Here is a 13,489-nt window from a genome sequence, read left to right on the forward strand (position 1 = left end):
GATGCGGATACGTGGGGCGGGGCCGCCGGCGCGGAGGGTGCCGCGCCGGCGGCCGGTGCGAAGGTCAGCTGTCGGCGCGGCCGTCCAGACCGTTGGCCCAGGTGGAGAGCGCCTGCGCCTGCTCGGCCAGGGCGTGCTCGTCGGTGCCGATCGGGTCCTTGAAGAAGAACCCCAGCTCCTCGATCGGGCCGACGTGCCCGGCGCGGTGCGCCGCAGCGGTCAGCCGGGCCAGGTCGAGCACCAGCGGCGCGGCCAGCGTCGAGTCCACCCCGCTCCAGGTCAGCTGCATGGACATCCGGACGCCGAGGAACCCCTCGAACGAGACGTGGTCCCACGCGGTCTTGTGGTCGCCCAGGTCCGGCACGTTGTCGATGTGCAGCGGGGCCGTGACGTCCTCACCGAGCAGCGCGGGCAGCACACCCGACTTCGAGCTGAGCTTGCTGCGGGCGTTGCGCGGATCCTCCAGCGTGGCGCCGTCGCCGCCGCCGAGCAGGTTGACCCCGGCCCAGGAGAGCACGTGCAGGGCGCGGGAGGTGAACATCGGCGCCAGGGCGGTACGCAGCAGCGTCTCCCCGGTCTTGCCGTCGGAGCCGGCGAACGGCACACGCTCCCGCTGCGCCATCATCTCCAGCGCCGGCAGCCGGGCGCCGGTGGACGGGGTGAAGTCGACGAAGCCGCAACCGGCCTGGAACGCCGCGTACGCGACCACCGAGCTGGCCGGCAGCGCCTTGTCGTCCGGGTCGGCCATGGCGCGGGTCAGCGCGTCCAGGTCGTCGTGCTCGGGCCGGTGGTCGGCCGGCGGCTCGGTCGAGGACACGTTGATGACGACGACCCGGGACAGCCCGTTGCGGCTGCGGAACTCCTCGATGTCGCCGGCCAGCCGGTCGACCACCTCGGCCAGCGGTGCGGTCTCGGTACGCGCGTCGTATCCGGTGCGCAGGTTCTGCTCGACCTCGGGCAGGCTGCCGCGCACGGCGGCCAGCACGGGTGCCGGGATGACGCCGGAGTCGACGAGCGACTCGGCCTTCTTCTCCAGCGGCGTGTCGACGATGTCGTGCCCGCCGACGACCAGGTCGGTCCAGCTCGCCAGCGGCGCGTCGCGCAGCATGCCGGTGTCGGTGACGCAGCCGGTCGAGTCGGCCATGCCGGCGCGCAGCGCCAGCAGACCGGTGATCGCGGTGGTGGCGACCGAACCGCGGGCGCCGTTGAGCCACACGCCGACGGGCGCGTCCGTGTCGGGGGACGAGGTCGGGGCGTGCGTGGTCTCGCGATGGGTGACGGTCACGGGAAGACTCCTTCTGTGGGTGCGCCGGTGGCGGCGCGGATCAGCGGGCGAACACCTTGGCGACGGCGGCGGCGATGTCCTCCATGTCCTGTTCGGTGCCGAGGAAGGTGCTGTGGTGCGTCTGGACGGTGTGGGCGGCGAGCCATTCGGTGTTCGGGTACGTGCGCTCCCGGTGGATCGCCGCGAAGCGTTCGGCCAGCGGTGCGAGCAGCGGCTTCGTCCAGGGCTGGAGCAGCCGGCTGCGGTGCAGCGGCTCGTCGGTGCAGTAGAAGCGCCGGCCCAGCTCGGCGGTGAGCGCGGCGGCCACGGCGGCGTTGTCCATGCCGGCCGGCAGCTCGTCGAAGACGACGGTGCCCTCGTAGATGGAGATGCGGGTCTGGTCCGCCGCGGGTCGCAGCAGCCGTACGCCGTCGACGCCGGCCAGCATCTCGCCGAGCAGCCGGTAGTTGTGGTTGCGGACGCCGTGCTGCTCGTCCAGGGTGGTCAGTTGCGCGCAGGCCACGGCCGCGGAGAACTCGTTCAGGCAGAAGTTGGCGCCCTGCACGCCGGCGCTCTCCTCCAGGTCCAGTTCGCCGGCCGGCGTCCGGTCGCCCCGGTAGCGGCGCGAGTCGGCCCGCAGTTCCTGCAGCACCGGCGCGAGCGTGTCGTCGTCGGTGACCACGGCCCCGCCCTCACCGCAGGTGAGCACCTTGCCGTGCTGGAAGCTGAAGCAGCCGAGCCGGCCGAGCGAGCCGGCCTGACGGCCCTGCCAGGTGGCGCCGTGGGCCTGCGCGCAGTCCTCCACGACGGAGATGCCGCGCGGCCGGGTGACGGCGTCGAGTGCCGGCACGTCGGCCATGTTGGAGGCCCAGTGCACGGCGACCACCGCGCGCGGGTCCACCGACAGGTCGAGGTCGTCCGGCCCGACGCAGCCGGTGTCCCGGTCGACGTCGACGAGCACCGGGACCAGGCCGGCGCGCAGCGCGGCGGTCGCGGAGGCGGTCCAGGTCAGCGCCGGTACGAGCACCGTCTCGCCGTAGCCGAGGCCGAGTGACTCCAGGGCCACCACCAGGGCGCTCGACCCGTGGTCGACCGGTACGCAGTGGCGGGTGCCGACGTAGCGGGCGAAGTCGGCGGCGAAGCGGCGCTCGAACAGGCCGGTGTCGCCGACGGACGGGCTGCTGATCGCCCACCGGCCGCCGGTCAGCACCGCGGAGAGGTTGCCGGCGGCGTCCGGTGCGGGGATCGGCCAGCGTGGCCATGGACGGTCGGGTGGGCGGACCGGCCGGCCACCGTCCACGGCGAGCCGCCGGTCGAGAGGAATGGAGGTCGTCATGCCTTCGACCTTGATGGTCATCGATACATCAGCGGTACACGTGCGATTGCCGGGACGGCCGGCGCTGTGTATCGGCGTTGTATCCGGGTGGTCGAACCTCGGGGCATGAGCCGATCCGTATCGCCTGTGAGTGAACCGACCGAACCCCGCGCCGTCGCGCGTGGCGTCTCCGTCGTCATCCCGGTCAAGGACCGGGTGGCGGAGATGCGCCGCCAGCTCCGCAGCCTGCGTGACGCCGCCCCGAACTGCCCGGAGCCGGTGGAGGTGGTGGTCGTCGACGACTCGGCGCCCACCGCGGCCGCCGCGCACCGAGCCGCCTGTGCCGAGTACGGCGCCCGCTACGTGCGCGGGCCCCGGCACGTCGGGGCCAAACGGAACCTGGGCGCCCGGCACGCCCGGTACGACCTGCTGCTGTTCACCGACTCCGACTGCCGGGTGCCGGCCGACCTGATCACCAGGTACGCGGCCCGGCTGCGCGCCTCCGGCGCGGAGGTCGCCGGCGTCACCGGCCCGGTGATCGTCGAGCCCGGAGACAGCGCGTTCTTCCGCGTGATGCGCCGCTCCTACCTGCTGCTCGGCGACCTGACCCGCCCGCTGCACTACGAGCGCGTGTCCTGGGGCGCCAGCGCGAACCTGGCGGTGAAGCGCTCCGTCTTCGAGGCGGTCGGCGGATTCCCGGAGGACTCCCCGATGCCGCTGGGCGGGGAGGACCTGCACCTCGGGCTGCTCCTCACCGACGCCGGCTACGTGCTGCTCGCCGACCCGGACGGGGTGGTCACGCACGACACCGGCGTCGCCGACACGTTCCGCGCGGTCGCCTACCGGTTCACCACGTACGGGCGCTCCGAGCAGTGGCTCTGCCTCGCCCACCCGCACCGGCGCCGGTTCGTGCTCAACACCGCCAGCACGCTCGCCGTGACGGCCCTGGCCGGGCTGCTGACCGCCCGGCGCAGCGGCGGACGCAGCCTGCTCGCGGTGCCGGCCGTCGCGGCCGCCGTGATCGCCGCGAAGACACCCGGCCGGCTCGGTGGGGACCGGGGACCCCGCGCGGTGGCCGAGTCGATGGCCTGCGCGGCCGTCGAGACGCTCTTCGACGGCGCCGCGTTCGTCACCTCGCTCCGGCTCGGCCGCCCCGACCTGCTCTTCACCGGCTTCCGCGCGCCGGACGAGGCGGACTACCAGCTGGACGTGGCCGATCACCGACCGGACGAGGTGGACCGTCGACCGGTCCCGCCGGTGGCCGTGCCGCCGGTGGCGGCCTGACGGGGGGAGTGGCAGTGCCGACGACGTTTCCGCTGGCCCCCGGCCAGCAGATGATGTGGGAGTTCATGACCGCGCTCGACCCGGCGCACCCCGGCGCCTCACGGCTCGTGGTGGTCGAGTTCCGCCGGTTGCGGGGCACGCTGCGGGTCGACGTGCTGCGGCAGGCGATGCAGGACGTGGTGGACCGGCACGACGCGCTGCGGATGCGGTTCGACCGCATCGGCGTGGAGCCCGAGGTGCGGATCCTGCGGCACGTCGAGTCGCCGCTGGAGTACGTCGACCTGTCCGGGCTGCCGCCGGCCGAGCAGCAGGCCCGCGTCGAGCGGATCGCGTACGCGCACCGCAACGACGAGTTCGACCCCGGCCGGGCGCCGCTGTGGCGGGCCGCCCTGGTCCGGCTCTCCGAGACCGAACACGTGCTCGCGCTGTGCTTCTTCCACATGGTCTCCGACGGCTGGTCGTGCCGCGTCGTGGTGGAGGACCTGTGCCACGCCTACGCGGCCCGGCTCGGCGCGGCCGATCCGCAGCCGCCGCTGGGCGTGGACCCCACCGCGCTCGCCGCACTCCAGGAGACCGAGCAGGCCGGCAACGGCGTCGACGCCGCCGCCCGGGCCGCGTACTGGCGGGACCGGCTGCGGCCGGTGGAGCCGTACCAGCTCTTCCCGGCGTCGCCGCCGGCGCCGGACGTCGCGCTCAGCGCCGAGGTGGCCACCCGCTTCGCGTTCCCGCCCGAGATCACCGCACGGCTGCGCCCGGCCGCCCGGCGGGCCCGCACCAGCCCGTACGTGCTGCTGCTCGCCGCGTACCTGGTGCTGCTGTCGCGGCGGGCCGGACGGTCCCGGGTGGTGCTGGGCACCACCACGCTGGGCCGGGAGAGCCCGCTGTCCCGGCAGCTCGTCGGTCAGTTCACCAACAACGTCTACCTGCCGGTCGACGTCGCGCCGGACGCGCCGATGAGCGCTGTGGTCGACGCCGCGCACGCCTCGCTGGCCGGGGCCGTCGCGCACGCCACCTCGTTCCACCGGGTGGCCCGGGCGGTCCGCCCCGACTTCGCGGCGATCCGCCCCTGGCCGGACAACCACCTGTTCGACGCCTGGTTCCAGTCCGCCGCGTCGGCGTCGCCGGTGCTGCACTGCCCGGGCCTGCGGGTAGAGCCGGTCGACATCACCGCCCGGGCCGCACCCGGCACCCCGTCGCCGGTGGTCGCCGCCGACGTGCCGCCCGAGTGCCTGCCCGTCTGGGTCAAGCGGGGTTCACCGATCGTCGTGGTGGACGACGACCGGGCCGGCGGCGTGGTGATCCGCAACCGCGGCGTCTTCGGCGACGACCTGGTACGCGGGCTGATCGACGACTACGTCGCGGTGGTCTCGGCGCTCGTCACCGACCCGGACACGACCCCGGAACGGGTACGCCTTCCTGACGGTGCGTGCTTCCTCGACCACGCGATCGGGTAGGAGATCCGACGGACCGATCGGAGAGAGGTACGACGACCATGACGGACACCTCGACGAACCAGCACACGACGGAGCAGCCCGCGCCGCCGGTGCCACGCTCGGCCGTACGGGCCCGCTGGTCGGTGGCGCTGCTCTTCGTCATCATGGGCCTGGCCATCGGCGGGTGGTCGGCCCGCGTGCCGGAGGTGCGGGACGCGGTCGGCGTCGGCAACACCGGCTGGGGCCTGGCCAACATCGCCACGAACGCCGGGGAGCTGGTCTCCCTGGTCGTGGTGGCGGTGCTGATCAGCCGGATCAACACCCGCCGGCTGGCGCTGGCCGGGGCCGCGCTGATCCTGGTCAACGCGCCGCTGCTGGCCGCGTCCACCACTGTGGTGGCGCTGGTCGGCGGGCTCGCGGTCTGGGGCTTCGCGGCGAACCTGCTGGCCACGCCGATGAACGCCCAGTCGGTCGAGGTGCAGAAGCGGTACGGGCGGCCCATCCTGTCCACCTTCCACGCCGGCTTCAGCATCGGCATGCTGGCCGGCGGCCTCTGCGGCACCGGCGCCGCGGCGATCGGGATGTCCCCGTCGGCGCAGATGGCGGTCACCAGCGTCCTGCTGGGCGCGCTGCTGGTCGGCACGCACCGCTGGCTGCCGGACACGCCCCGGCAGGAGACGAAGGACGGCGAGGAACGGCGACGGCTGCGCGACCGGTTCACCCCGCAGCTGCTGCTGCTCGCGGTGATCGCGTTCCTCGCCTCGTTCATCGAGATGGCCGGCGCACAGTGGAGCGCGCTGTACGCGACCGAGGTGGCCGGCGCCGCCGCGGTGCTGGCCGCGGCCACGTACACCTGCCTGTCGCTGGCCGCCACCGTGGCCCGGCTGTTCGGCGACCGGCTGGCCGGCCGGTTCGGGCGGATCCGCTTCGTCCGGCTGTCGGCGCTCGTCGCCACCGCCGGCGTGGCGCTGCCGGTGGCGTACCCCCATCCGGCCGCGGTGATGGCCGGCTTCGGACTGCTCGGCTTCGGCCTGGCGTGCGTGACCCCGACGGTGCTCGGCTTCGCCGGCGAGCAGCCCGGCCTCACCTCGGGTGAGGGCGTCTCGGTGGTGGCCATGGGCCAGTGGCCGGGCGCGTTGCTGGCGGCGCCGGTGATCGGCCTGCTCGCCGGTGCGCTGGACCTGCGCAGCGCGTTCGTGGTGGTGGCCGTGATGGCGGTCGCCGTGGTGGCGTTGATCGGGCGGGTCCGGGCGACGGCGCTGCCCGGCGAGAGCCCGGTCCCGCCCCGGCCGTGACGGCCGGGGCGGGGGCGGCGGTCAGAAGTCGTCGTCGAAGGTGACCGAGCCGGTCACCCCGACCTGGTACGCCGACACCCGGCGTTCGAAGAAGTTGGACAGCTCCTGCACGTCCTGCAACTCCATGAACGCGAACGGGTTGCCGCTGCCGTACATCGGGGCGATGCCGAGCACGGCGAGGCGCCGGTCGGCCACGTGCTGGAGGTACTCGCGCATGTCGGCCAGGGACATTCCGGGCACGCCCTGCCCGAGCAGGTCCTCGGCGAAGCTCACCTCGCACTCCACCGCCTCGGCCAGCATCTCCCGGACCTGCCGCTCCATCTCGCCGTCGAACAGGTCCGGCTCCTCGGCGCGCACGGTCTCCACCACGTCGAAGGCGAACGCCATGTGCATCGACTCGTCCCGGAACACCCAGTTGGTGCCGGAGGCCAGCCCGTTGAGCAGGCCCCGGGACCGCAGGAAGTAGACGTAGGCGAACGCGCCGTAGAAGAACAGCCCCTCGATGCACGCGGCGAAGCAGATCAGGTTGAGCAGGAACGCCCGCCGGTCCGCGCGGGTCCGCAGTTCCCGCAGCTCGAAGATCGAGTCGATCCACCGGAAGCAGAACTCGGCCTTGCGGGCGATCGACGGGATGTTCTCCACCGCGGCGAACGCGGCGAAGCGTTCCTTCTCGTCCGGCACGTACGTGTCCAGCAGGTTCAGGTAGAACTGGACGTGCACCGCCTCCTCGAAGAGCTGCCGGGACAGGTAGAGCCGGCCCTCGGGGGAGTTGACGTGCTGGTAGAGGTTGAGCACCAGGTTGTTGGCGACGATGGTGTCGCCGGTGGCGAAGAACGCCACCAGCCGCGACACCAGGTGCCGTTCGGCGGGGGACAGCTTCGCCAGGTCGGCGAGGTCTCCGTGCAGGTCGACCTCCTCGACCGTCCAGGTGTTCTTGATGGCGTCCTTGAACCGGTCGAAGAAGCGCGGGTAGCGCATCGGCCGCAGGGTCAGGTCCATGCCGGGGTCGAGCAGCATGTGCCGGGTCGGTGCGGTGGTGGTCACTGGCATGCCTCGCAGCTCTCGGGGTTCTCCAGGGAACAGGCCAGCGCCTCGTCGTCGCTCACGGCGGAGACCACGCCGGAGACCGGGGCGAGCACCGGCGCGACGGTGGCCTGCTGGATGCGGGTGGCGGGACGGGAACGCAGGTAGTAGGTGGTCTTCAGCCCGGCCTTCCAGGCGTACAGGTACATCGAGGAGAGCTTGCCGATGGTCGGCGCGCTCAGGAACAGGTTCAGCGACTGGGACTGGTCGACGAAGGGCGCCCGCGCGGCGGCCAGGTCGATCAGCGCCCGCTGCGGCAGCTCCCAGGCGGTGCGGAACAGCTCCCGCACGGGCGCGGGCAGCTCGGTGATGTCCTGCACCGAGCCCTCGGCCCGCTTGATCCGGTCGCGGACCTGCGGCGTCCACAGCCCGCGGGCCTTCAGCTCCCGCACCAGGTACGTGTTGACCTGGAGGAATTCCCCGGACATGGTCTCGCGCTTGAACAGGTTGGACACCTGCGGCTCGACGCACTCGTAGCAGCCGGCGATGGAGGCGATGGTGGCGGTCGGCGCGATCGCCACCAGCAGCGAGTTGCGCAGCCCGTGGGCGGCGATCCGTTCGCGCAGCGCCGCCCACCGCTGCGTCTGCGCCGGCTCCGCGCCCCACAGGTCCGGGTGCAGGTCACCCTTGGCGGCCCGGGTCTGCGGGTACGCCGGATGCGGGCCGAACTGCTCGGCCAGCCCGGCGGAGGTCTCCAGCGCGGTCAGCAGGATCTCCTCCTGCACGCGGGTGGACAGCTCCCGGGCCTGGGCCGAGTCGAACGGCAGGCGCAGCGTGAAGAACGCGTCCTGCAACCCCATCAGCCCGAGCCCGACCGGCCGCCAGCGCGGGTTCGACGCCGCCGCCTGCTCGGCCGGGTAGTAGTTGATGTCGATCACCCGGTCGAGGAAGAGCACAGCCGTGCGTACCGTGGCGCGCAGCCGCTCCCAGTCCACGCCGTCGGCGGTGACGTGGGCGCCGAGGTTCACCGAGCCGAGGTTGCACACGGCGGTCTCGGTGTCGTCGTTCACCTCCAGGATCTCGGTGCACAGGTTGGACAGGTGGATCACGTTGCCCGGCTCACCGGTCTGGTTGGACAGCCGGTTCGCGGCGTCCTTGAACGTCATCCAGCCGTTGCCGGTCTGCGCGAGCGTGCGCATCATCCGCCCGTACAGGTCCCGGGCCCGCACCGTGCGGACCGCGTTCTTCTCGGCCGCCCGGTACGCGGCGTCGAACGCCTCGCCGTACAGGTCGGGCAGCTCCGGGGCGTCCGACGGGTCGACGAGCGACCACTCGCCGTCGGCCTCGACCCGGCGCATGAACTCGTCCGGGATCCAGTTGGCCAGGTTGAGGTTGTGGGTACGCCGGGACTCCTCGCCGGTGTTGTCCCGCAGCTCCAGGAACTCCTCCACGTCCGGGTGCCACGGCTCCAGGTAGACGCAGGCGGCGCCCTTGCGCCGGCCGCCCTGGTTGACCGCGGCCACCCCGGCGTCGAGTGTCTTGAGGAACGGCACGATGCCGTTGGACCGGCCGTTGGTGCCCCGGATCAGCGCGCCCCGGCCGCGCACCCGCGACCAGGCGATGCCGATGCCGCCGGAGAACTTCGACAGCTTCGCCACCTGGTGGTACCGCTCGTAGATCGAGTCCAGCTCGTCGCGCGGCGAGTCGACCAGGAAGCACGACGACATCTGGGTGTGCCGGGTGCCGGAGTTGAACAGCGTGGGGGAGCTGGGCAGGTAGGCCAGACTGGACATCAGCCGGTAGAACCCGACCGCCTCGCCAGGGGTGCGGGACAGCCCGCAGGCCACCCGCAGCAGCCAGTACTGCGGCGTCTCCACCACCAGCCGGGTCTGCGGGTGCCGCAGCAGGTAGCGGTCGGCCACCGTGCGCAGTCCGAAGTACTCGAACCGCAGGTCGCCGTCCGGGTCCACGGCGTCGTCGAGCTTGCGGGCGTGCCGGGCCACGAACGCGGCCGTCTCGTCGCCGATCAGGCCCAGCCCGTGCGCGTACGCGATCGACTGGCTGAAGCTCGCCACGCCCTGGCCGCGGACCTCCTTGTCCACGTACGCGGCGAGCAGCCGCGCCGCCAGCTTCGAGTACTGCGGCTCCTCGCCGATCAGCTCCGCCGCGGTCTGGATCGACAACCGGTCCAGCTCGGCGGTGGTCGCCCCGTCGTAGAGCCCGCTTATCGTCTTGGTGGCCACCCGCAGCGGGTCCACCTCGTCCAGGTCGGCGACCCAGCGCTCGACCGCCCGGACGATCTTGTTGACGTCCACCGGCTCGGTGTCGCCGTCCCGCTTGCGTACCCGCATCGCCGGGCGGCGGGCCTCGGACCCGGCGGTCCCGGACGGGGGACTCTCCTGTACGACAGTCATGACCTCTCCTCGCTGTCACCGTCTGGAGACGGCGGGAGACGCCAACGGGCGCGGCACGGCCGGCCCGGCTGCTGGCGTCGGTCGTCCCGCGCGACCTCCGACCGCCGTACGCCGGAGGCGCACGGCGCGCTGGCAGGTCTTCGGACTCGCGGGCCCGACCGGGGTCGCCGGTCGCCTACCGGCCGTCGCTTCCCAGGCCGGTGGCCCAGTGCTGTTGACGGCTGTCGTTCCCACTCACCGCTGCGGGGCAGTCCCGGACTTCCACCGGGTTCCCTCTTGCCTCGGCCCCGCCCCGGAGGGTTCGGCCGAACCAGCTGCGGCACCACCATATATGGCGGTGAGGGCTTGCGTGCAACACCAGATGTCGTGTCGGCGTGTCGGAATGATCTCACCGTCCACAGTGCCCACCCCCGATTCGGGCGCGGCCCGGCGGGCGCGATACTCGGCGGTATGGGGAATACCGGGCGCCGCTGGGCGTGGGTGGCGGTCCTGCTCGTCGGCGTCGGGCTCCACCTGCTGGTGCTGGAGACACTCGCCGGCACCGGGACCGTCACGTTCGTACCGGCGCTGATCGTGCTCGGCGCGTCCGTCGCACCCGCCACGTTCCTGGCCTTCGCCCAGGGACGGCCGGCCCGCCGCCCGGTCCCCGGCTCCGTCGTCGGCGTCGCCGCGCTCCTCGGCGGTGTGATCGGCGTGGTCGCCGCCGGCTGGCTGGAGTACGGCACACTGCACCGCCTCGGTGTCCTGCCGATGGCGCTCGTCGGCCTGGCCGAGGAGACCGCCAAGCTGATCGTGCCGGCCGGCATCCTGCTGCTGTGGCGGCGGCACCCGTCCCCGGCGCAGGGGCTGGTGATCGGCGTGGCCTCCGGCGCCGGGTTCGCCGCGCTGGAGACCATGGGCTACGCGTTCGCCGCGTTCGTCGGGTCGGAGGGCAACCTCGGCGCGGTCGAGCGGACGCTGCTGGTACGCGGTCTCACCGCGCCCGCCGCGCACCTGGCGTGGACCGGGCTGACCGCCGCCGCGCTGTTCACGTTCGCCGCCGCGCCCGGCGGCCGCAGACTCGCGGCGTTCCTGCTCACCTTCGCCGCCGCCGTCACGCTGCACACCTGCTGGGACACGTTCGGCACCCAGCCCGCGTACGTGTTCATCGGCGGCGTGTCACTGGGCTGGGTGCTGCTGCGCCTGCACCTGGACCGCGAGCGGCCGCCGGCGTCCGGGACGCCGCCGGCGTCGAACCGGGACCGGCCTCATGATCATCGCCAGTTCGCCGAGGTGGCGGGGTCGGAGCACTTCTGATGCCGCCACCTCGGCGTGATGGAGTCGATCAACCGGCCCGGGCATCGCCGACCCCCGACGCGTCTCAGCCGGCGGCCAGCCGGACGCCGAGCGCGACGAAGGCGACAGCGCAGAGCCGGTCGACGCGCCGCGACCAGCGGCTGTCGCCCCATCGGCCGGCGAACCGCCCGGCGCCCACCCCGAGCGCCAGGTCCACGGTGAGCTGCACCGCGACGAACATCGCACCGAGCAGCACCAGCTGCGCCGCCACCGGGCCCGCCTCGGGCCGGACGAACTGCGGCAGGAACGCCACGCTGAACAGGATCATCTTCGGGTTGAGCAGGTTCGTCAGCAGCCCGCGCCGGAACGCCCGCCCGGCGCCGCCGTCCGGCCGGTCCGCCGGGGCGCCGGGCCGGCCCGTGCCGCGCAGCGCCCGCAGGCCCAGCACGATCAGGTACGCCGCACCGGCCCACCGGATCGCGGTGAACAGCACCGGGGACGCGGCGATGACGGTGGCGAGCCCGGCCACCACGGCGGCGACGTGCACCGCCTCCCCGGCGGCGACCCCGAGCGCGGCCACCGCGCCGGCCCGCGGGCCGTACCGGGTGGCGTTCGCGAGCACGAACATCATGTCCGGCCCCGGGGTGAGCATGAGCACCACGATCGCGGCCAGGTAACCGGCGAGCGTGGCCGCGGACAGTCCGAGCACCGCTCAGCCCTCCCCGGCGCCGTCGAGCAGCGCCCGGCGCAGCGCCAGCCGGTGTTCGCGCCGGATCTGCGCCTCCCGGTAACGCCGCCGGTCACCGTCGGTCTCGGCGCGCAGCGGCGGCACCGGCCGGGGCTGCCCGTCGTCGTCCACCGCCACCATCACCAGGTGTGCGGTGGCCACGTCGACCGGCGGCACCGCGCGGTCCCACCGGTCCGCGCTGACCTTCACCGCCACCTCCATCGAGCTGCGGCCGGCCCAGGTGATCCGGGCGTCCACGTGGACCACGTCCCCGACGCGTACCGCGCGCAGGAACGCGGTCTCGTCGATCGCGGCGGTGACGGCCGGTCCGTCGGAGTGGCGGGCGGCGACCACGCCGGCGACGGAGTCGATCAGGTTGAGGATGCGCCCGCCGTGGACCGTGCCCATCAGGTTGGTGTGGTGCTGGTCCATGATCTGCGACAGGGTCAGGTGCGAGGCCGACGGTGGTCGGCCGGTGAGCGTGATGGTGTCGGGCACTGTGCGGTTCCGTCCTCGCAGAAGCGGACCGCCGACCGGCCGGGGTGTGCACGTCGAGGGCACGCCGACGGCGCACCGTACGGCGTGTCACCCGCCCGACCCACCCGCGAGGTCGACGGCGGCGCGCACCGGTGGTACGCGCGACGCGGGCAGGTCTTCGGACTCGCGGGCGTGACACGAGGTCGCCTACTGGCCGCCGCTTCCCAGGCCGTGGCCCAGTGCTGTTGACGGCTGTCGTTCCCACTCACCGCTGCGGGGCAGTCCCGGATTCCCACCGGGTTCCCTCTTACGACACCCGGCCGTCGCCGACCGGGTGAACCAGCGCTTCCCGCAGCGTAGCCCAGCGTCCGAGGCCGGCGGCACAGGCGTCAGGCCGGCGCCGATCCCGTCACGGCGGCGGCCAGCGGGGCCGCGCCGAACGACACCGCGAACCGCTTGCACCAGATCGACACGCTGCGCAGACCGTCCAGGTCCACAGTCGCCGGGATGTCGTACGCCTGGTCGCCGACGTTGCCCTTGAGCCGGCCCAGCTCGACCCAGCGGCCGTCGTCGAACACCCGCCAGCCGGCCCGGCCGGGCAGCACCTTCCGGTCGGTGAGCCACACCCGCAGGTCCGGTCCGTCCGAGGTGTCCAGTCCTCGCAGCAGAAGCTGCCGGCGGCCGTCGGCGAGGCGGACCAGCTGCGCCCGGCCGGACGTGTCGTGCTCGTGGGTGACGAAGTCACCGGCGGCGAGGACCACGTCGGCGGGCGGTGCGCCGGTCGGCGACGAGCTGGCAGTGCCGGTCTCCGGTGGGCCGGTCGTCCCGGCCGGCAGCGGCTCCGCCACAGTGGGCAGCGCCTCGCGCACCTCGCGGTCGGTCACCAGCCGCCACGGCTGGAACAGGTACAGGCTCACCCCGAGGCCGGTGACGGCCACGACGGCGAGCACCGACAACACCACACGTCTTCTGCCCATGCCCC

11 protein-coding genes and 2 riboswitches are annotated in these 13,489 nt (G+C 73.4%); of the genes, 4 read left to right on the forward strand and 7 right to left on the reverse strand.

The window, feature by feature from the left end; translation table 11 throughout:
• Nucleotides 1-64: 64 nt before the first annotated feature.
• Entirely contained in the window at nucleotides 65-1,285 is a 1,221-nt protein-coding gene (locus M8C11_RS06505) for an inositol-3-phosphate synthase (RefSeq protein ID WP_252448783.1), read from the reverse strand.
• A gap of 40 nt (nucleotides 1,286-1,325) precedes the next feature.
• Entirely contained in the window at nucleotides 1,326-2,600 is a 1,275-nt protein-coding gene (locus M8C11_RS06510) for a DegT/DnrJ/EryC1/StrS family aminotransferase (protein WP_252448784.1), read from the reverse strand.
• 126 nt (nucleotides 2,601-2,726) lie between these two features.
• On the opposite strand from M8C11_RS06510, the gene M8C11_RS06515 reads away from it, so the two are divergent.
• Genes M8C11_RS06515 through M8C11_RS06525 form a run of 3 tightly spaced genes read left to right on the forward strand, consistent with a single transcriptional unit; the run spans nucleotide 2,727 to nucleotide 6,591 of the window.
• Nucleotides 2,727-3,863 (forward strand): glycosyltransferase, encoded by a 1,137-nt coding sequence (locus M8C11_RS06515; protein ID WP_252448785.1) that lies wholly within the window; start codon nucleotides 2,727-2,729, stop codon nucleotides 3,861-3,863.
• Between the two features lie 14 nt (nucleotides 3,864-3,877).
• Nucleotides 3,878-5,317 (forward strand): condensation domain-containing protein, encoded by a 1,440-nt coding sequence (locus M8C11_RS06520; protein ID WP_252448786.1) that lies wholly within the window; start codon nucleotides 3,878-3,880, stop codon nucleotides 5,315-5,317.
• Nucleotides 5,318-5,355: 38 nt separating this feature from the next.
• Complete coding sequence (locus M8C11_RS06525; protein ID WP_121684151.1) at nucleotides 5,356-6,591, forward strand: MFS transporter; 1,236 nt, start codon at nucleotides 5,356-5,358, stop codon at nucleotides 6,589-6,591.
• Between the two features lie 21 nt (nucleotides 6,592-6,612).
• Here the strand turns inward: M8C11_RS06525 and M8C11_RS06530 are convergent, their stop codons facing one another.
• Complete coding sequence (locus M8C11_RS06530; RefSeq protein ID WP_121684152.1) at nucleotides 6,613-7,641, reverse strand: ribonucleotide-diphosphate reductase subunit beta; 1,029 nt, start codon at nucleotides 7,639-7,641, stop codon at nucleotides 6,613-6,615.
• Entirely contained in the window at nucleotides 7,632-10,028 is a 2,397-nt protein-coding gene (locus M8C11_RS06535) for a ribonucleoside-diphosphate reductase subunit alpha (protein WP_374667312.1), read from the reverse strand. The genes M8C11_RS06530 and M8C11_RS06535 overlap by 10 nt, the downstream gene beginning before the upstream one ends.
• Nucleotides 10,029-10,141: 113 nt before the next feature.
• Nucleotides 10,142-10,358: riboswitch (cobalamin riboswitch) on the reverse strand.
• Nucleotides 10,359-10,478: 120 nt separating this feature from the next.
• On the opposite strand from M8C11_RS06535, the gene M8C11_RS06540 reads away from it, so the two are divergent.
• Nucleotides 10,479-11,324 (forward strand): PrsW family intramembrane metalloprotease, encoded by an 846-nt coding sequence (locus M8C11_RS06540; RefSeq protein WP_252448787.1) that lies wholly within the window; start codon nucleotides 10,479-10,481, stop codon nucleotides 11,322-11,324.
• A gap of 64 nt (nucleotides 11,325-11,388) precedes the next feature.
• Here the strand turns inward: M8C11_RS06540 and M8C11_RS06545 are convergent, their stop codons facing one another.
• The 3 genes from M8C11_RS06545 to M8C11_RS06555 all read right to left on the reverse strand — a co-directional run bounded on the left by M8C11_RS06545 (nucleotide 11,389) and on the right by M8C11_RS06555 (nucleotide 13,484).
• Nucleotides 11,389-12,012: a LysE family transporter gene (locus M8C11_RS06545; RefSeq protein ID WP_252448788.1), complete on the reverse strand. Its 624-nt coding sequence runs from the start codon at nucleotides 12,010-12,012 to the stop codon at nucleotides 11,389-11,391.
• A gap of 3 nt (nucleotides 12,013-12,015) precedes the next feature.
• Nucleotides 12,016-12,528, reverse strand: coding sequence for an acyl-CoA thioesterase (locus M8C11_RS06550; protein WP_120570330.1), 513 nt, complete (start codon nucleotides 12,526-12,528; stop codon nucleotides 12,016-12,018).
• Nucleotides 12,529-12,658: 130 nt separating this feature from the next.
• Nucleotides 12,659-12,866, reverse strand: a riboswitch (cobalamin riboswitch).
• 30 nt (nucleotides 12,867-12,896) lie between these two features.
• Entirely contained in the window at nucleotides 12,897-13,484 is a 588-nt protein-coding gene (locus M8C11_RS06555; protein WP_252448789.1) for a DM13 domain-containing protein, read from the reverse strand.
• Nucleotides 13,485-13,489: the final 5 nt, after the last annotated feature.

The organism is Micromonospora sp. CPM1 (genome assembly GCF_023896895.1).
Classification (GTDB): Bacteria; Actinomycetota; Actinomycetes; order Mycobacteriales; family Micromonosporaceae; genus Micromonospora; species Micromonospora tulbaghiae.